Here is a 20,099-nt window from a genome sequence, read left to right as displayed (position 1 = left end):
CCCAATCTTTATACTTTGTACCACATCTGTACCATTTTTTATTTAACTTAAAAACAGTTTTGATATAATTAACATACTATGAGTATGCTCAATAAAAATAAACCATTTTTTTACCTATCTGTCCTGGTACAGATGAAGGGGGATCAATATATGAACTCAAAATATATAAAGATAATGGAAGACATTAAGCTTCGCCTTGAAGATGGTTCGCTAATTGCAGGCAGTAAGCTTCCTTCGATTCGTCAGTTATCTGAGTATTTTTCATGTAGCAAAAATACGGTCATTAAAGCATACGTAGAACTTGAAAAAGAGCATTTAATTTATTCTGTTCCTAAAAGCGGCTACTATGTTGTGAATGAATATCAAAAAGAGACGGTAGAAAATGAGGTGATTGATTTTTTGTCTGCCGGTCCAGATAAAAATGTTATGCCTTATGTGGAATTTCAACATTGTATGAATCAAGCAATCGACCATTATAAAGAAGAGCTTTTTACATACTCTGATCAACAAGGGCTTTACTCACTGCGAGTACAGTTGGTGAAATATTTGCAAAACTTACAGGTGTTCACTCAACCGGAGAGATTAGTGGTTGTTTCTGGCTCGCAGCAAGCCCTTAATTTATTAGTTTCTATGCCATTCCCGAATGGAAAAAACAATATTCTAATTGAACAGCCGACTTATTTCGGATTCATTGAGTCGATCAATCTGCATCAAGCTACTACTTTTGGTATTGAATTATCAATGGAAGGGATTGATCTTGATCGGCTGGAATACATTTTTCGAAATAATGAAATAAAATTTTTTTATATTATCCCGAGATTTCACAATCCACTTGGACATAGTTACACGAATAGCGAAAAGAAAAAAATCGTTGAGTTAGCTGAAAAATACGATGTATATATAGTGGAGGATGATATTTTAGGAGACCTTGATCCAAATCCAAAATCTGATCCTTTATTTTCTTTTGATCCTTCTGGGAGAGTGATCTATATTAAAAGCCTATCGAAAATCTTTCTCCCAGGATTAAGGATTGGTACTGTCGTTCTTCCTGCATTAATGATTAACAATTTTTTGCGATATAAATTCAGTTCTGATTTTAATAGTTCAGCACTTTCTCAAGGTGCTCTAGAAATCTATTTGAAAAGCGGTATGTTTTATAGTCATCTCAAAAAAGTAAAAGAGGTATACCGTACTAAAATGCAAATCCTTCAAGAAGCATGTGAATTATTGCTGCCGGCTAATACATCTTTTTCTAAACCGAATTCCGGATTCTATCTTTCCATCAGTTTGCCCGAGAATGTGAAAGCAAAACAGGTGGTTCATATGCTAAACGAGCAGCATATATATGTTGATGATGCCTCCAGAATGTTTTTAGCAGAATATAAAAAGGAAAATCTCGTTCGATTATGCATCTCTCAAGTGAACGAGAATCAAATTAAACTAGGGGTAGAACGATTGGCTCACTGTATTGCTTTAATTGATAGTAGAAAAAACCATATTACTCCAAATAACTTTTTACTCATTTAGAAAGTGTCGGGTTTTTCCCGTCACAACCTATATATAACCACAATAGTTATTTAAAATAATGTAAATTTCCTTAAATGTTTTTACTTGTCCCTCCCTTAATTCCTTAATATAAAGCTGTAAAATAAGAGCTTGTTTATAAGGGTAGGTTCTGATATGATTGTTTGATGAATTTTTTAAAGGGTTTAGAGAGGGTGAGTCAATTGACTAAAAACCTTAGACAATTGAAAAACGTTTCGGTGTTCCAAACGCTTCTAACTTAGAAAAATAATTTAGAAGCGAGGAATAATTATATGAAAAATCAAAGAATCTTTAATAAATCATTTCTTTTTTTATTTATAAGCAACTTTTTAGTTTTTATTGGGTTTGAAATGTTGCTTCCTATTTTGCCCGCCTATTTATTAAGCATGGATGCATCTTCCATTCAGGTTGGTCTAGTAACATCATTATTTACGATAGGTGCTGTTTTCATCAGGCCTTTTGTAGGTTACTATTTAATTGATAACCAGAGGAAAAGTCTAGCCATTTGTGCAAGTGCAGCTTTAATGATCATTACGATACTATATCCGTTTCTTAATATTATATGGCTTATTCTATTGTTACGACTTTTCCATGGTGCAGCGTGGGGGGTATCAACTACAGCTAATAGTACAATAGTAGTGGATTTGATTCCTAAGACACGCTTAGGAGAAGGAATAGGGTATTTTTCTATATCCACGACAGTCGGGGCTATCGTTGCACCAAGTATAGGTATCCTAATCTATGACTCTTTTTCCTTCAATATTTTGATATGGTCATCAGTAATACTGAGCTTATTGGCAGTAATTGCGCTTCAATTTGTATATTCACCTACTATTGTAAAGCGTGAGAAGAAGCCATTTCGTTTTTTGGATATGATTTTTGAAAAAGACGTTTGGTTCCCAGCATTACTTACAGTTATTACAACACTTGGTTTTGGGGCTATTATTACATTTTTGGTTCTTTTTGGTGAACAAAGGGAAGTAGATCATATTTTTCTATTCTTCCTTATCAATGCAACTGTCTCAACTTTACTACGTCCGTTTACCGGAAAATGGTATGACAAAAAAGGACCTTGGTCTATTATCATTATGTCAGCTGTGTTAGGATTTTTTTCACTTGTTATCCTATCGTATACGACAAATGATTCTCAACTTATCATTGCGGCGATTTTATTTGGGGCAGGTTATGGAACTGTTATGCCATGTTTACAAACATGGACTGTTCAAAAGGTAAGTGAAGAAAAAAGAGGAGCGGCCAACGCAACCTTTTTTTCCAGTTTTGACGTTGGTGTTGGAGTTAGCGCATTTGTATTAGGTATTTTAGCTAAATGGATCAGTTTAGAGATGATCTTCAGGTTTGTTAGTCTAAGTTTTATTGTTGTTGCTGTTTTAGTCTATAAGGATTATATAAATGAAAAGATAAGGCATAAGAAATCGATCTAAAACAAGTCCACCTCTATTTTAATAGAGGTGGACTTGTTTATTTGGCTGATTCTACAGTAATTTTCTTGCCAGTAGAAGTGCTTTGATTTACGAATCTCACGCTCCAAAGCTCATATCAAATTTCCCAGGTTCGAAGTTTGAGTTATAATAGTAAAAACACCCGTCTATACTAGGATGGATGTTAGTAAGCTTCTTGATTAATACATAAAAAGGATTGGTGAATAAAAATGGCAATTGTTGATGTAACGGTTATTCCTGTCGGTACACAAACTCCAAGTGTTAGCAGCTATGTGGCAGATATTCAAAGAGTATTAAAGCAATATGAAGAGAAGGGAGAAATCCGTTTTCAACTGACACCCATGAATACAATCATTGAAGGCGATCTGCCTAAATTATTTGAAGTGATCCAAGCGATGCACGAAGTACCTTTTGAAAAAGGTCTTGCTAGAGTCTGTACGAATATCCGAATCGATGACCGTCGTGATAAAGAACGCAGGATGGAAGACAAAGTAAAGCGAATTAAGGGCATGCTTGAGGAATAACATGTTTTATAAGCAATAGAGACAGATATACCTCGATTTTCGTCTTTCGTAGATATATTATAGTTTTCGTAGATATATCCTGATTTTCGTAGATATATTATAGTTTTCGGAGATATATCCTGATTTTCGTAGATATATTGCTGTTTTCGGAAATATATACCGATTTTCGTCGATGATTTCCAATTAATGTCAATGTATTAATAGCTTTAAAGCCTTGGTATTACTGATTTCTCAGTTACCAAGGCTTTTTTTATTTATTATTTAATGAAATTGAGCCAACTGGCTGATCCATTGGATAGATTTCCATATTCTATCTTGCATAATCCATGTATTTGAATAACCATTTCACTTTTTTCTTGTCATTAGCATGCTACCGTATCCTCTTTACAGGCGTCCATCTGCAAAACTGCATGAGTTGAGGTAGTGAGTGTAGATAATTTATAAACGTTCGCCATAAAGTTCTTTTTCTTCATTTGGATGAAAAAGAGTGAATCCTTTTGAGCAAATCACAAATCTTCTATCTATCTCGAATCCAGCCTTATTCAAAATTTCAACAGTTCCATGTGAACCAGTGCCTGCATACCCGCAACTACAACCAGATAGGTGTAGCTCATTTCCTTTTTTGTCTATAAGGATGAGGTCGCTATCGACCAAAAAATTTTCGTTATTAATTTCTTTAACAATTTTTGCAATTTTAAAACGGTCAAATTGGTCTTTAACTGCTTCGAATAACGCAATACTTTTATTGGTAACACCACGGTCTTTACCGTAATCTTTTATGACCAATACTTCCCGCTCATATGATTTCTTATATAGATGGTACTTTTGGTAAGTGACGTCATTTATTTTACAAATAATTGGAGTAGTACTATTCAGTTTTTTATTCGTAGATTTATTAAACATTTGACCCCTCCTAAATAGTTTTTTTATTAAGTTTATTAGGAGAAAAAGAGATTAGTACTAAGAAGCTGGTAATAGGCAAAATTTTTTCATTTCTGATTCTCTTTTAATTGATAGGGATGAATCGTGATATCGAACAGTTAGGGGGAAGTGGAAAAATTAAAAAAGCACCTAAAGTGTGCTTTTTAATAATATATCTTTATAAAATAAAGGATAAACATAATGTTCATGACAAACTCGATTATAGCAGTAATACTGACATCGAATAATATTAGTTTTCCTCGAATGATAAGGGGCAAACAAGACGGTATAAATAGAACCAATGATAGTTAAAATTAAGCAAAAAAAAAGACTAAATCTTTTCCTCTTCAAGCGTTAATTACAACTGAAAGGGGGAGATGAATGGCGGTTGGCATAAATAAAGTAATCTTTTGACAATTAACATGTCAATTCGTAGGCTATATCGTAAACGTCTATCCATGGGTAGGCAGTTTTTTATGTTATTAGGCAAATGCATTTAATAAGTGTGTGCCTAAACACCTTCTGTATGTTTTATAAATCATCGAAAGGCACTCATTGTCTGGGTGCTTTTTCACTGTATATAAAATATGTAATTTAATTATTGGGGACAAGCACAAGCGTAATTTAATAATTTCTATAATATAAAGATAAAAATAATAGTAAGAAAGACAATAAGTCTAAAGAAGAAAAATGCTGTTTTAAATTGGAATATAGTTTTAAGCTAGAGAAATGCAGTAATAAAGAGGATAAAGAATGATGTTGTGATTGCAGTAAAACCAAGAAACAATTGCTAAAACCATTAAGGGTTAAACCGATTTCCTTGGAGCATCCATTCATTGGGTGCTCTTTGCTTTGGGAAATAATGTGACTCGAATGTATCATACAAGGGTATGAGAGTTCCTTATATGTATTCAGCTAAAAACATAATTTCGGAAAAATTTAAGTGAATCTATATGTTTTAGAAGAAGAGGGTTACCTCTTGAAACAGATTTTGTTCCAGTTGGCGGAAATCAGTTTTATTAAATAGGAAAGACATGATGCCGAAGAATATGACAACCCCTCTTTGTCATACCCTTTAAAAAAAGATAAGGGTGTGACAATGCTGAGTATGAAGAAAAACGACCAAATCGTTATTTATATAATAAAAGGCTCAACAATTAAAAGGTTTTTAATCCTAGATCTAATTATTGGATCAGGAATTTTTTATGTGGTCAAATTCATTTCTTCAAGCATATTAATAGCGAGTGCGAGCAGTTTTGTTGGAACGGAAGGAATAAAAAAGGCACCGAAAGTTCTGAAAAATGCAATTGGATTAATATCCTAAAGGATTATGCATTCCACAAAATGGAGCGTTGTTTAACAAGAAGAGAATACATATTATAAACGTCTGATATGTATTCTCCATTTTATAAAGATACAACGTTGGCGTTCTCTACGTATTTTTCCATACAGTTGCATACTTCTTTTGATATTTTGCATCCTCTTCTTTTTCAACTAAATTAAGTGCGATTTGCTTTATTTCTTCATCTTTTATTTCATTAAACAAGTTCCTAAGTCCTTGAATAATATCAAAACGAATTAACGTGTAGTTTTTTTCATGAACGCAATTTAAATACCGATCAACAAGACTTCTTATTACCATTTCTTTTTGCTCAGTGCCAGCTAGACCTATTTTCCATATAGATTGTAGGCTATGTCTTGCGGTGACGAATTTTTTATCTTTTGTCACTTCCCAAACCAATGGGAAATCCTTTAGCATTCTTTTCTCAGGATCACTTTTCGCCAAACTGCTAAGAAATTGTGCCGCCCTTGATCTTCGGTGGTTATCAGAATGAGTCAAATCATCCTTCAATTGGTCCCATACATCATAAGCCCAGTCCACCTCTTCTTTGGTAGAAGCAAGGATATGATTGTAGGCTTCGTATTGTAAGTCCTTATCTTGAGAAAGTAAATTTTCAAAAGAAGTTTGTATAGTAATATCCATTAGAAACACTCCTTCTTAAATTATGATGGGCAGCCTCTCATCACTGTTGTTCTGTCCCGAATAGCCAGTTAGTCCAATTATAATTAATTCAAATAAAAAAAATACTCAATAACTTTCTCGAGAAGCGGCTATTTTTAGCCGGCATAAAGCTCGCCTGAATTTGAAGTTAAAATTCAATAACCTAATTAGGCTATACCGAACGTATACATCTATAATGATTCATTATAATTAGGGGGGAATTATGACAAATCCACATAAAGTGAAACCCTATTTATTGACACGTAGTTTGCAGCCGGAAAATCAGGAGACACCGATTCATTTCATCAATAATGATAGCATGGAAAACCAATTATTTTATAGAAGGAACCACTTTGCTTATCCGACTCTTTCCTATTCAAACTATTGGCTCCCTATAAATGGGTTAGTATCCGCTCCTTTACTACTGTCCATGCAAGACATTCTTCAATACCCATCAAAAACAGTGGAAGTTGTCCTTGAATGCTCGGGTGACAAGCGTAATCTCTTCGAACCTAAAATATTTGGAGAACAATGGGGAAAGGGAGCTATTAGCCAAGGTAGGTGGAAAGGTGTACCATTACGAAGATTACTTGAATTATCTGGAATAGGGGAAGGGGCAAAAGAAGTTGTCGTGGAGGGTTATGATTATGGAAATAGGAAAGATCTAGATGAGATTTATACCTATACCAGGAGTTTGCCTATCGAGAAAGCACTGCATCCAGATACCATTATTGCATATGAATATAATAACCAGCCAATTCCTTTTAAACATGGTTATCCATTTAGGTTAATAGTTCCGCAGTGGTATGCAATGGCATCCGTTAAGTGGATAAAGCAGATAAGTGTTATTGATTCTACATTCAATGGGCCGTTTCAAACAATTGATTATGTGTATTATCCAAATAAAGACAATGATCAAGGCGCATTTCCAGTTACTACAATAAATATCAATTCGACTATCCAAAAACCGCTGGATATGGAAATTATAAATACTGGTAAGCATTTAATAAAAGGAATTGCATGGACAGGAAAAGGAGTAATTACAAAGATGGAAATTAGTCTTGATGGTGGCTATACATGGAGAAACGCCGATATATTACGTCGTCAGAATATTGATTATGGATGGGTTAGTTGGTCATTTGAATGGACTATACTTGAAAAAGGTGAGTATACGATTAAATCCAGAGCAACAGATTCATTTGGTCAAATTCAACCGAATTTTCCTTTTTGGAATAAAAAAGGTTATGGGTATAATGCCATTGATCAAATTAAAGTTAAGGTAGAATGACTATTAATTTATTTTAAGGAAAGAAACGGGAGAAAAAATTATTTAAGAAAAATATAAGTGATCCAATCGATTATAGGAAAAAAATCAGCCGTGATTATCTTTGAAATTGGTTAAATCAATTTAGTTAATCGTTGAAAATTACCAGGAACATCGGACAAAGAGTCGCTCGCTTCCGTAGCAAGAAACTCCTTCAGTGGTAAAAGGCGTTAATGATAATGAGAAAAGCCGTTCCTGGATTTGGCCAAATAACGGTTTTGTTTTACAGGGAAACACCCTACCAAAAGAGTTTTGGAGGGTTATTTGGCATGGTCAATTAAGTACTGAATAAGGGAATTGACAGCCTATTTAGCTGGTTAGTTGAGAAGTTGAGATGTGCGTGAAAAGCAGTATAGAATTCTCATGTCTCCAAATATTAAATTATAGGAGGGCTGCGATATCGACATTTCGTAATTCATTTTAAATGTGAAATTATTTTGGGACCAAAAAGCATTGTTGAAAATACAGCAATAGTTAGTTATTTTAATAGGAGTGACCCAATGAAGTTAACAAGAATATTTTTTATAGCAGTTTTTCTTTTTACTTATTTACACCTTCAAACTTACTCCTATGCAACAGAAATTAATATTTCTGAAAAAAGTAGAGTTTTGTTTAGAGTTAAAGATACTAAAGGGATTAGTTATAATGTTTATTTTTTTGCTCCTAAAGAAACTAAGACAGACTATTACCTTTGCAGCACAGGCGATGAAGTATTTGTGGGTAATTATAGTTTTCTAATTCAAAAACAAGGTGAAAAAGATATAAAAACGACGTCCGTTATATTAAAGGATTATCCTTATAACCAAACCCAAAGAACGGTTTTTCCTATAATATCCAAATCTTATCCTGATATCGTGATTGTTTCAGATCAATTGGACTGTAACACAAAGGTAGGCTATCTGTATTATGTAGATAATGAAAAAATAGTATCGGTAAAGAGTGCTTTGTCTTATACTTTACCACCAAGGTTTAATGAGAAAAATGAGTTAGAAACAATGAATTATTACAATATGGAAGATTAACTTGGGTATTAAATACTTATGAATTGGATTTAAAGAGTAATTCATTGAAAATGATAGATAAATGTCTTTTGAGGAAGGTCAGAAGTTGAAAAATAAATGGCAATGAATTAATTCTTTGAACTACTGCCTGAAACGCCCAAAAAGGCGTTTTTTTAATGTGAGGGCTTATATGGATAAAAGTGAATGAATTAAAAAATCATACTCTTGTATATAACCGTTGATTTTTGGTCCAGTTTAGGAAATTTAGAGTTCTCATCATAGTATAAAAAGTCGCAGACTTGCTGAAGAACCATTATGACAACAAAAGCGCCGGAGCTAGATTCATGCTCCGGCTTTATTTCATGAATGATATTGTGATGAACTGATCTGCCTAGGGGAGTAGATCGTTCATGGTTTGTTATCAAAGGTACAAAAATGGTAAAGAAACCTTAGCTATTATTTTGGCAGCCAGCTGCTCATATACGCATCATCTTCTATAGCGTGTGCTTCTTTTACGATATACAGCGGACGGAATGTATCGACCATGACTGCCAATTCACGCGTTTCTTTTTTACCGATACTCGCTTCAATTTTGCCAGGATGTGGCCCATGTGGTAAACCGCTTGGATGAAGGGTAATCGATCCTGTTTCAATGCCGCGGCGGCTCATAAAGTCACCATCCACATAATATAGGACTTCATCACTTTCCACATTGCTGTGGACATATGGAGCAGGGATGGCTTCTGGATGATAGTCATACATACGTGGTACAAATGAACATACGACATAATTATGTGCTTCAAACGTCTGATGTACTGGCGGTGGCTGATGAACGCGTCCGGTTATTGGTTCAAAATCATGAATGCTGAACGCATAAGGGAAGAGATAACCATCCCATCCAACCGCATCAAGCGGATGAAAATCATACGTATAGGATGTGATCATGCCTTGTGCCCGCACTCTGATTTCATATTCTCCTTTTTCATCTTTAGGCTCCAGTTTTTCTGGTGTCCGGAAATCACGTTCGCAATAAGGTGAGTGCTCAAGAAGTTGTCCAAACTCATTGCGATAGCGCTTTGGCGGTACGATTGATGAATTAGATTCAAGGATGAAAAAGCGAGCTTCTTCTGTTTCCAAGACGACGCGGTACGTTGTGCCAATCGGAATGATGAGGTAGTCACCTGGCCCAAAGCTTAATTCACCGAAAATACTTTCGATTTTGCCTTTTCCTTCATGGACAAACAACATTTCATCACCTTCACCGTTTCGATAAAAGTAATTCATTTGCTGGTTAGGGCGTGCAACGCCAAGTGCTACATCATCGTTTGCCATGAAAATTTTGCGAGATTCAAGAAAATCGCCGCCAACTTCCGTATTCCATGTCCGGAAATGACGATGTTTTAATGCATCTTTTTCTTCATATTCATAACGGACATCGCGGATTTTTTGAGCTTTTTTTACTTGTGTTGGCTGATTGATATGATAAATGAGTGACTGAATACTAGAGAAACCTTTCGTACCCATCAATTGTTCATAATACAGGCTTCCGTCCTCCTGACGAAACTGAGTATGACGTTTATGAGGAATGCGACCCATTTTAACATAATGTGTCATTGCCAAAACTCCTTCCATGTAACTATCTTTTATATTTAGTAGATTAGTTGCTACATCTTCACTTTATGGGTACCTAAAATCTTTGCCTCCGAAAGGGCTGGCAAAACTTGACCGCTTACTTCACCAAATCCAATTCGATACCCATCTCCTTGACACCAGCCACTGATGGTCAACTTGTCCCCATCCTCAATCCAGCATCGTTCGCCCCCGCCTTTAAGTTGAAGCGGTTCTGTGCCGCGCCATGAAAGTTCAAGGAGGCTGCCTCGTTCTTCACGGCTTGGACCGCTGATAGTTCCAGATCCATGCATGTCACCGGGACGCATATTACAGCCTGTAATGGTGTGGTGAGCCACTTGCTGAGCGATTGACCAATACATATAGCTAAAGTTTGTATTCGTAATCCTAGTTGCTTGTTCTGTATTTTCTGGTGTCAAATGAACTTCGAGGTTAATATTAAATGCCCCATCTTTTTTTTGCTGCAAGTAGGGAAACGGCTCTGGATCCTGTTGCGGTCCTGCAGTACGAAAAGGTTCCAGTGCTTCTAGCGGCACAACCCAAGGCGAAATGGATGTAGCAAAGTTTTTAGAAAGAAATGGACCAAGAGGCTGGTACTCCCATGCTTGTATATCACGTGCACTCCAGTCATTTACTAGAACGAGCCCGAAAACATGATCTTCAGCCTGATTAACTGGAATTGGTTCCCCAAGAGTATTGCCGGGTCCAATAAACCAGCCCATCTCTAGTTCGAAATCAAGCTGTATCGAAGGTCCAAATACTGGATAATCTGCATCCTTTGGTTTGCGCTGTCCCGAAGGACGCCGCACCTGGGTACCACTTGGAACGATCGAACTTGCCCTTCCATGATATCCAATCGGCAAATGTGTCCAGTTTGACATGAGGGCATTGTCTTTTCCTCTAAAAATTGTCCCCACATTGGTTGCATGCTCTCTGGAGGCATAGAAATCTGTATAGTCTCCAATATCTGCTGGCAGAAGCATCTCTATATCTGCCAATGGGTGAAACGCTTTAAAACGAAGCTCTTCATTATCTCGTAGTACAGACGTTTTCGAATCCAAAAGGTATTGAAGTTTGTTACGTACAGCAGTCCAAACCGGACGGCCAAGTGACATAAATTGATTAAGTGAGGAAGAGGAAAAGACATTTTTTCCTTCTGCACCTGTCCCACTTAGCAAGCCAACCTCATCGATTACAGATAAATCAAGAACATAATCACCGATGGCTGTACCGGCACGGGGGCTTTGCCCGTTTTTTTGGAAAATGCCGTATGGCAAGTTTTGAATTGGAAAATGTGATTCTGGTGTTGTCTCAATAAAGGAATGTTTCATCTTACTGCCTCCCCATGAAAAATAGTAAGCTCCCCTAGTTCCTCCCGAGGCTCATTAAAGCTGCAGCTTCCATAGGAAGCTGCAAAGAAACTGCGTGCTTTGATGATTTCGGCCGAACTGACTGTCAAATCGCGCCAGGAAAGCGAGTCTGTTGTAAATGAAAAATTAGTTGGGTCTTCATCATGCAAAATGGCTTGAATGGTTGCTGAATTAACCGAACGGCTATATGCCATAATAGAAGCGGTAAATACGTTAACAAAACCATGCATGCGTGTTTTAACTTCCGTTCGGTACTGGCGTATCGGATGGTGCAGACCAGCTGTGAATTTAAGTGGCAGTTCTCGTTTCTGGCATTCGTGAATAACGAATGCTGCTTGATTGACTGTAGGAAACAAATTAGCCGTGATTCCACCCATGCGCATTTTGATACCTATACGTTTTAGGGATTTTTGGTTAATCGAATGGATAGTATCCAATGTGTTTAGAAATTGATCATTCGTTCCTTTCATTTCGCAATAAATGGGATAACTCCCAGTTTGTTTTTCAAGATTCTCCAAGAATGAATAATTAACCTGTGTTGGAAGCGGAAATTCTATTGCTTGTATGGTTCCAGCTGTTTTATATGTTTCTAAAAAATGACGAATAGCTTCCATTTCGGTTTCGATTTCTTCGAATTTCGTAAAAATAACAGATAACCGAAGTGGATATTTGTCATTAAATAGAGCTTTATATGGTTTAAGTTCACTCAATCTTGAAGCAGGAATAACAAACGGGCCGAGCATCCAGCTGTCCGAATCATGGATGTATGCATGAAAATTTGAAATAGCTTCTGGAAGCGGAAGTGCAGCCGGTGGAAATAGACCTGCATAATCAATGAGTTCTGTCATAAAATGACTGACCGCTTCTTCTCTCCACTTTACATTTACTTTTGTTAACAACAACCTCAACACCTCCTATTAAAGGAGGCCATACCGCGAGAGACAACGGTATGACCGTTCCAAATCAAATATTTCCGCGAAGTTCTTGTTCGCGTTCAATCGATTCAAACAATGCTTTAAAGTTTCCGTCGCCGAATCCAAGTGCACCTTTACGCTGTATGATTTCGATAAACAGTGTTGGACGATCAACAAGTGGTTTAGTAAAGATTTGAAGCAAGTATCCTTCATCATCACGATCGACCAGAATATTAAGTTCTTGAAGTCGTTTCACATCTTCATCAATATCTCCTACACGATTGGCAAGTTCTTTATAATAAGTCTCAGGGGTGTTTAAAAATTCCACACCATTTTCTTTGAGGGCAGCCACCGTGCCGATGATATCGTTTGTCAAAAGGGCTAGATGCTGAACGCCCGGTCCATTATAGTAATCTAGGTATTCTTGAATTTGAGACTTTCGCTTTCCTTCCGCAGGCTCATTAATTGGGAACTTAATGCGTCCTGTTCCATTCATCATGACTTTTGACATTAGAGCAGAGTATTCTGTCGAAATGTCTTCATCATCAAAATGCTTCAGAACAGTAAAACCGAATGCACTTTCATAATAGTTTGTCCATTCTTCCATAACTTCCACATTACCAACGAGGTGGTCAACACCAATTAATCCGGTTGGTTGAGATTCAAGGGTGTTCTCGCGAGCTTCAAACCCTGGCATAAATACGCCTTTATAATCGACTGATTCTACAAGCGTATGAATTGTATCCCCATATGTACCTAATATCGCTTTTTTTACCTTGCCGTTTTCATCTTCTTCCACCCATGGTTCCCGTAGAGCGATGCCACCTCGTTCGATCGCACCAGCATATGTTTTTTCTAGATCCTTTACTAGGAGGGCGATATCTTTTACACCCTCGCCATGAAGTTTTATAAACTCGGCAACGTCTGTATTGTCTGATAGGGTACCTGTTAAAATCAATCGGATAGCGCCCTGTTCCATTACGTAAGATACACGGTCACGGGAACCTGTTTCTAATCCTTTATATGCTACAAGTTTGAAACCGAAAGATTTCGCATAGTAATAAGCAGCCTGCTTTGCGTTTCCTGTATAGATTTCTACGTAATGAACACTCTTTACCGGGAACAATTCTTCTTTTTTAGTTTTAGGTGACGCTACCATTTTTTCAGCCATTTTAACCTCTCCTTTATCATTTTTAACTTTAAGAAACAGAATTTTCAAAATTTAGATTCTGTAATGTTTCACATCTTAATCTATAAAAATTCATCGCGCAAATATGTGTTTTAACGCGTTTAGTATTTATGGCATAAGTCTTTTAAACCGTTAAAGCGAATATGCGTTTGAGTGTACTCTTGCAAACTTTTGATTAATCCAATTAAAATGTTGGCAACAAAAACCGAAGGGGAGTTAGCCATGAAAATTAACGTAAAGTTCTGTCCATGTAATTTCGAAGACGAGTTGGAAACTATGAAGGGAAAATTAATTGAACGAACCGATTTGGAGGTTATTGAAGAAAGGTGCTTGTTATACTGCGGCCAATGTTTGATGGAGCCATTCGCACTTATAAATGGTGAAAACATTGTCGCAGACGATCCGGATGAACTTTATAAAAAAATAGATCAATATGTGGCTAACATTAAACTAGGGGAAATCGTGTAAAACCGAAAGAAAATATATTTGATAGATGTTTTGATCGAGAATTATATATTTAGAGTTGTTACTGTCCGGAAACTTGAGACCTTCAGAAGGAATCTATATATGATAAAATATAAGTAAGCCCTACTCCAAAATGCATGATAGTAGGGCCTTATTTTTATTCTGAAGGGAATTTCATTATGACTGCATTAATTGGTAAAAAGTTTGAAAATGGTGTATTTATTATGGCTGATAAAAGAATAACCTATAGAGGAACCGAAAACTTCAGTGATGATGAAAAAAAAGTAATAGCATTAAATCAAAATGTGATTTTTGCATTTGCGGGTGTTAAAAATATCATCGATATATGCATAGAGGAACTAAAAATGTTTTCTCTTGGAACAAATTCAATTGAAGAAATCGAGGCACACTCTCAAAAATTATTTAGAAATTCATTGGAGATGTTCCAAAAATTATATCCTGAACAGGATTATGCAACTGTTTATTTATTGGCGGGGTTCACAGCTGATGGTATACCTCGTGTCACTTACTTCTCATCAGATGATGCTTTTCAAAAAAGCCATCCTCTCGATTTTTTTTATAAAACATTTCCGAATACAGAAATGATGTATCTTCGGAATTATTTAATAAATGAAGTGGATGCCACCAGAACAGATCTATATTATTTTATCATTCAATTTTCTTCTGCCATCCGACAGATAAACAATGAAAAGGTTAGTAAGACTGCGTATTCTATATTCTTAACCAAAAATGGCTTATTTGAGATAGACATTGATGAAGATGGAATCATTAAGATTGTACAAATGAATCTTGATAGTTAAAACAAAGGTGATAATGCTGACAGCAGATTCATTTATTTTTGATTAAAGAAAGCTATTTAACTTTAACGCGGTGAAAGCTAGCCGTTTTACAGAATGTATGCTTTAATGTATAGGCTTGCAGTGGTGGGAAACTTATAATAACATTTAGAAAAATTGTGGAAATTAGTGACTAAATGATTTTAATTCACTAATTGCACAGTGAAGGGAAGGTGCAACTTAAAAAAATCGAGTCTTCAGTTATGAAGCTGCAGAAAAAAATATCCACTATAGTCAAAAACAACAAATTGATTTATGATGAGGTAGACATATATTTTTTTGTATACATTATCTGAAAATTATGACTATGGGTGTGATAAAAATGAAGTTAAAAACAATACAGTCGCAAACTCTTCAAAATCAAGTATATGAATATTTACATGAACAAATTGTAAGCGGCAACATACCACCTGGACAACGAATCGTGGAAGGAAAGGTTTCTCAGGAAACAGGTGTCAGTAGAAGTCCAATCCGAGAAGCGATCCGCAGGTTAAACAGTGAAGGATTAGTATCCGTCAGTCCAAGAGGCGGAGTAAGAGTATACCGCGCAACCTTTTCAGATTTTAAATATCTTTATGAATGCAGGTTAAGCCTGGAACCTACAGCTGCCTTTTATGCTGCTTCACGTATGAATGAAAAACAGCGTAAACAATTGTCAGATTCAGTTGATAAAATGAATCTCATGGTTGATAAGAATGAGCTTGAAAAATTAAAGGTCCTAAGCAGCCAATTTCACTACCTGATTGTGGAGGCTAGTGGTAATCCTTATTTGATGAAAATGATGAATCAGTTAAATTCCTTAATTTCTTTTTATCGAAATGCCGTATTGAATATCCCAAAGAGAATAGAAGAGGGTGCCGATGAACATAAAGCGATATGGAATGCTATTAAAAATGAGGATGGGAAAGCTGCAGAGGAGTTAATGAAGGCACATATTCAACGTGATTATCAATTTTATGTTTCCATGTACTCGGGTGTTAAGGATGACGAATATTAATAAAAGGAGAGTGAAAAAAATGATTTTTCCAGAAAAACTTAAAATTCGTGATGTTACATTGAGAGATGGCCTGCAAAATGAACCTGTTTTTGTCGAAACCGATCAAAAGATAAATAAAATTAAAAATTTAATTGAAGCAGGATTTGACCGTTTGGAAGTCACTTCCTTTGTTCATCCAAAGTGGGTTCCTGCTATGAAAGATGCGGATGAATTAGGACAGAATCTGCCAATGGCTCGTGGAGTAGAATATGAAGCTTTGGTCCCAAATAAAAGAGGATTAGACAGGTTCCTAAATTCAAAGATTCACAATGCGCTTTTTTTCCTCTCTGCGAGCACACAGCATAACCAGGCAAATTTAAATAAGAGTTCTAATGAATCTTTAATTGAAATAAAAGATTTAATTGAAGAAACGACTAAGGAGGGTAGAAAAACAATTGGTGCAATTTCAACGGCATTTGTTTGTCCGTTTGCCGGGATCGTACCATACTCAGAGGTGGAAAGGATTGCAGAGTACCTCGTTAATAATGGGGTTTGCGAATTAGGCCTGGGTGATACAATCGGCAAAGCAACGCCGAGACAGGTATATGAATACTGTAGCCGTTTGGTAGAGAAGTTTCCGGATATTCCTATTGGGCTTCATCTGCATGATACCTATGGATACGGATTGGCAAATGTTATGGCTGGGATACAGGCTGGTGTTCAATTAATTGATGTAGCCCAAGCTGGACTAGGAGGATGTCCATATGCTCCTGGATCTCCTGGGAACATTCAGGCAAGTCGTGTAGTAAAATTTTTAGAAAAACAGAATATCAAAACAGGTTTGGATTTGGAACATTTAACGACATTAGATACCGAATTTCCCCAACTGTTAGGAGACAGTAAAGGATTAACAAAAACAGTATAAAGTAAAATTCAAAATTAGGAAAAACCACATAGTTGATTGTATACGTTATTGGAATATTCAGAAAATTAAAAAGGTAATTCGGAAACAGGTAGGATATGTTAATAATTGAAGGGCGGGAATACAATGAGAAAACCTTTAGAGGGTATTAAAGTTTTAGAATTAGGTAACTTTGTAGCAGCTCCGTTTGCCGGGAAGATTTTTGGTGAATTTGGTGCTGAAGTGATCAAGGTTGAGGATCCCAATAAAGGGGATTCTTTACGAAATTGGCGTGTGATGCATAACGGAACGTCCCTGTGGTGGTACGTGCATGCAAGAAATAAAAAATCCATAACTCTTAACCTTCGTGAAGAAGAGGGACAGGAGATGGTTCGGGAGTTAGCAAAAGATGCGGATGTAATTATTGAAAATTTCCGGCCAGGAACGTTGGAGAAATGGGGAATTGGCTATGAAGATATTAAGAAAATTAATCCAAGTATCATTATGACAAGGATTTCTGGTTATGGCCAAACAGGCCCTTACCGAAACAAAGTAGGATTTGGCAGCGTTGCGGAATCGATGGGTGGCCTTCGGTACCTGACAGGATTTCCTGATCGTCCCCCAGTTCGAGTTGGTTTAGCAGTTGGTGATTCTATAGCAGGTTTATATGCAGTAAATGGTACGTTAATGGCATTAAGAGCGAGAGATAACGATCCATTAAAAAGAGGACAATATGTGGATGTCGCTCTAACTGAAGCGGTATTTTCTTTGCTGGAAGGCGTGCTGCCAGAATACGATTTAAAAGGAATAATAAAAGAAAGAACAGGTGCTACCTTGGAAGGAATTGCTCCTTCAAATACCTATATATGTGCAGATGGTAAATATATCGTCATTGCGGCAAATAGCGATAGTATTTTCAAAAGATTTGCACATGCGATAGGACGGCCAGAATTTGCGGAAAATCCGACTTATTTAACCAATAATGGCAGAGCTGAAAATGCAGAATATCTAGATCAAGTCATTGAAGAGTGGACTAGGAAACACTCACAAAAAGAAGTGCAAAAAATATTAGATGAGGCTGGTGTGCCGGTTGGGCCTATTTATAATATTGAAGATATTGTAAGGGATGAACATTATCAAGCACGTGATATGCTTCAGACGGTCACTTTGCCGGATGGGGAGCAGGTACTAGTTCCAGGAATTGTACCAAAACTATCTGAAACTCCAGGCAGCATTGAATGGATTGGTCCTGAACTAGGACAACATAACGAAGAAGTCCTTGGGGGAAAAAAATTGAATCAACAAAAATAGTTTACTTTATTCTTGCTAGCTAAACCTTATAACATGTCATGCCTGTCTGTCGGCTTACACAGGTAAACAGGGAATGAAAATCTTTAAGATAAAAGGGGGTTATAATGCTTCTTTTCTGACCTGAGAAAAAAAGAGAGGGTTACAGTAAATTTCCAGGCATATTTGAAAGCGGTACCAATAACGAACCTTGGGGAGGAACTAAGTTTATGTTATCTATTTTAGGATTTGCTATGATTTGTACCTTCTTATTTTTGATTATGTCAAAACGTATATCTCCGTTTATTGGCCTAACGATTGTACCTATCATATTTGGTTTAATCGGAGGATTTGGACCAGAATTAGGGACATTGATAATGGAAGGTATTCAAAATGTAGCGCCTACCGCAATTCTTTTGTTATTTGCCATTTTGTATTTTGGTGTCATGGTAGATACAGGGTTATTCGATCCATTAACCTCAAAGATTATAAAGTTAGCTAACGGAGATCCACTAAAGATTATCGTAGGATCTGCTGTGTTAGCGGGAATAATAGGATTTGATGGTGATGGATCCACGACGATGATGATTGTTGTAACGGCTTTTCTTCCTCTATATAAAAAAATGGGGATCAGTCCTATCATATTGGCCTCCATTACAATCATGCAAATTGGTATCACAACACTTGTTCCGTGGGGGGGACCTGCTGGCCGCGTAGCGAGTGTGTTAAACCTTAATCCAACGGAATTATATCTTCAAATGTTGCCTGGAATGCTTGTAAGTTTGCTATATGTTATTACCGTTGCTTATTTTATCGGTTTGAAAGAAAGAGCTAGATATAAAAAGGAAAATACCGAATCTTATTCTATACCTGAAGCTAGAATAATAGATGCTGCAATTGAAAGCGCTACAATAGAAAATATCCCACCAAAAAACACAAACATTAAGCGTCCCAAATTAATTTGGATCAATTTCCTTGTATCAATAGTTATCATGGTTGCCATTGTACTTGAATGGTTACCTGCTGCCGTACTCTTTATCATTGGTACAGCACTAGGACTACTCATTAATTATCCAGTCTTAAATGATCAACGAGATCGGGTCGCCGCTCATGCACCTAATGCAATAGCAGTGGTTGCGATGGTTTTTGCTGCTGGGATTTTCTCAGGGATTTTCAAAGGTACTCCAATTTCTGAATCTATGGCACATTCGATTGTTTCAATTATCCCTACAGACCTTGGTCCATATCTGGCTTTAATAACAGCGGTTGTCAGTGCACCTGCCATCTTTTTAATTGGTCCTGATGGATTCTACTTTGGGATTTTGCCAGTCCTGGCTGAAACTGCTTCTACTTACGGCATTGATACTTTATCAATGGGAACAGCTGCATTGTACGGCACTCCTTTTGGTATCATGGGTCCGCTCGTAGCATCTGTTTATTTATTGATTCACATAACGGGTATCAGCCTAGGTGATCTTCATAAATATGCAGCAAAGTGGTCTTTAGGGATATTGCTTATTTATATCATCGTAGGAGTGATTTCAGGGACGATTTCTTTCTAAAAAATGAATTCTAAACAAAATCATTGGAGAGAAGGAGGACAATCCAAAGGTAGCTGTAAATGTGGAGACATATAAGGGAAGGAACCGTGGCAGTTGTATGCAGGGGCCAGATTTAAGATTCTTAAACTATATTGATGGTGTTAAAGAAAGGCTCCGAATAGAGGTACCTCTG

The 20,099-nt window shown here is 36.6% G+C and carries 17 protein-coding genes; 11 read left to right on the top strand and 6 right to left on the bottom strand.

The features are described from left to right. Positions 1-150: 150 nt before the first annotated feature. The 3 genes from ACQKMF_RS11130 to ACQKMF_RS11120 all read left to right on the top strand — a co-directional run bounded on the left by ACQKMF_RS11130 (position 151) and on the right by ACQKMF_RS11120 (position 3,529). Entirely contained in the window at positions 151-1,527 is a 1,377-nt protein-coding gene (locus ACQKMF_RS11130; RefSeq protein WP_427573142.1) for a PLP-dependent aminotransferase family protein, read from the top strand. Between the two features lie 290 nt (positions 1,528-1,817). Then, positions 1,818-2,987 carry an MFS transporter gene (locus ACQKMF_RS11125; RefSeq protein WP_427573140.1) on the top strand — a complete coding sequence of 390 codons (1,170 nt, stop codon included), beginning with the start codon at positions 1,818-1,820 and terminating at the stop codon, positions 2,985-2,987. A gap of 227 nt (positions 2,988-3,214) precedes the next feature. Next, positions 3,215-3,529 carry an MTH1187 family thiamine-binding protein gene (locus ACQKMF_RS11120; RefSeq protein WP_230178269.1) on the top strand — a complete coding sequence of 105 codons (315 nt, stop codon included), beginning with the start codon at positions 3,215-3,217 and terminating at the stop codon, positions 3,527-3,529. Between the two features lie 438 nt (positions 3,530-3,967). Here the strand turns inward: ACQKMF_RS11120 and ACQKMF_RS11115 are convergent, their stop codons facing one another. Together ACQKMF_RS11115 and ACQKMF_RS11110 are read right to left on the bottom strand one after the other, a co-directional pair. Beyond that, positions 3,968-4,432: a hypothetical protein gene (locus ACQKMF_RS11115; protein WP_230178272.1), complete on the bottom strand. Its 465-nt coding sequence runs from the start codon at positions 4,430-4,432 to the stop codon at positions 3,968-3,970. 1,450 nt (positions 4,433-5,882) lie between these two features. Then, on the bottom strand, positions 5,883-6,434 hold the full coding sequence (locus ACQKMF_RS11110) for a hypothetical protein (RefSeq protein WP_427573137.1): 552 nt from the start codon (positions 6,432-6,434) through the stop codon (positions 5,883-5,885). Between the two features lie 241 nt (positions 6,435-6,675). Between ACQKMF_RS11110 and ACQKMF_RS11105 the strand changes: the two genes are divergently transcribed. Both ACQKMF_RS11105 and ACQKMF_RS11100 read left to right on the top strand, forming a co-directional pair. Continuing rightward, positions 6,676-7,740, top strand: a complete 1,065-nt coding sequence (locus ACQKMF_RS11105; RefSeq protein ID WP_427573135.1) for a sulfite oxidase — start codon at positions 6,676-6,678, stop codon at positions 7,738-7,740. 536 nt (positions 7,741-8,276) lie between these two features. Next, complete coding sequence (locus tag ACQKMF_RS11100) at positions 8,277-8,798, top strand: hypothetical protein (protein WP_427573133.1); 522 nt, start codon at positions 8,277-8,279, stop codon at positions 8,796-8,798. A 435-nt stretch (positions 8,799-9,233) separates the two neighbouring features. On the opposite strand, the gene ACQKMF_RS11095 is transcribed toward ACQKMF_RS11100, so the two are convergent. The 4 genes from ACQKMF_RS11095 to hppD form a co-directional block, all read right to left on the bottom strand. After that, the gene (locus tag ACQKMF_RS11095) at positions 9,234-10,391 is read right to left on the bottom strand and encodes a homogentisate 1,2-dioxygenase (protein WP_230178300.1); all 1,158 of its coding nucleotides are present in this window, start codon (positions 10,389-10,391) and stop codon (positions 9,234-9,236) included. 50 nt (positions 10,392-10,441) lie between these two features. Next, positions 10,442-11,737 (bottom strand): fumarylacetoacetase, encoded by a 1,296-nt coding sequence (gene fahA / locus ACQKMF_RS11090; RefSeq protein ID WP_427573131.1) that lies wholly within the window; start codon positions 11,735-11,737, stop codon positions 10,442-10,444. Next, positions 11,734-12,678 carry a hypothetical protein gene (locus ACQKMF_RS11085; protein ID WP_427573129.1) on the bottom strand — a complete coding sequence of 315 codons (945 nt, stop codon included), beginning with the start codon at positions 12,676-12,678 and terminating at the stop codon, positions 11,734-11,736. The genes fahA and ACQKMF_RS11085 overlap by 4 nt, the downstream gene beginning before the upstream one ends. A gap of 61 nt (positions 12,679-12,739) precedes the next feature. Then, positions 12,740-13,861 (bottom strand): 4-hydroxyphenylpyruvate dioxygenase, encoded by a 1,122-nt coding sequence (gene hppD / locus ACQKMF_RS11080; protein ID WP_427573127.1) that lies wholly within the window; start codon positions 13,859-13,861, stop codon positions 12,740-12,742. 240 nt (positions 13,862-14,101) lie between these two features. On the opposite strand from hppD, the gene ACQKMF_RS11075 reads away from it, so the two are divergent. The 6 genes from ACQKMF_RS11075 to ACQKMF_RS11050 all read left to right on the top strand — a co-directional run bounded on the left by ACQKMF_RS11075 (position 14,102) and on the right by ACQKMF_RS11050 (position 19,927). Beyond that, positions 14,102-14,347 carry a DUF1450 domain-containing protein gene (locus ACQKMF_RS11075; protein WP_157830942.1) on the top strand — a complete coding sequence of 82 codons (246 nt, stop codon included), beginning with the start codon at positions 14,102-14,104 and terminating at the stop codon, positions 14,345-14,347. A 176-nt stretch (positions 14,348-14,523) separates the two neighbouring features. Beyond that, a complete protein-coding gene (locus tag ACQKMF_RS11070) occupies positions 14,524-15,165 on the top strand; it encodes a hypothetical protein (protein WP_427573125.1) in 642 nt (213 codons plus the stop codon). Between the two features lie 358 nt (positions 15,166-15,523). Continuing rightward, complete coding sequence (locus ACQKMF_RS11065; RefSeq protein WP_101221517.1) at positions 15,524-16,198, top strand: GntR family transcriptional regulator; 675 nt, start codon at positions 15,524-15,526, stop codon at positions 16,196-16,198. After that, positions 16,185-17,102 (top strand): hydroxymethylglutaryl-CoA lyase, encoded by a 918-nt coding sequence (locus ACQKMF_RS11060; RefSeq protein WP_427573122.1) that lies wholly within the window; start codon positions 16,185-16,187, stop codon positions 17,100-17,102. Before ACQKMF_RS11065 ends, ACQKMF_RS11060 begins: the two co-directional genes overlap by 14 nt. A 123-nt stretch (positions 17,103-17,225) precedes the next feature. Next, positions 17,226-18,389 carry a CaiB/BaiF CoA transferase family protein gene (locus tag ACQKMF_RS11055; protein WP_402941950.1) on the top strand — a complete coding sequence of 388 codons (1,164 nt, stop codon included), beginning with the start codon at positions 17,226-17,228 and terminating at the stop codon, positions 18,387-18,389. A gap of 206 nt (positions 18,390-18,595) precedes the next feature. After that, the gene (locus tag ACQKMF_RS11050; protein WP_427573120.1) at positions 18,596-19,927 is read left to right on the top strand and encodes a CitMHS family transporter; all 1,332 of its coding nucleotides are present in this window, start codon (positions 18,596-18,598) and stop codon (positions 19,925-19,927) included. Positions 19,928-20,099: the final 172 nt, after the last annotated feature.

Origin of the sequence: Peribacillus sp. NPDC101480 (assembly GCF_050277335.1) — a bacterium.
GTDB lineage: Bacteria > Bacillota > Bacilli > Bacillales > DSM-1321 > Peribacillus.
Note: the sequence above shows the minus strand (reverse complement) of the source record. Positions and strands in the feature narration are given on the sequence as shown.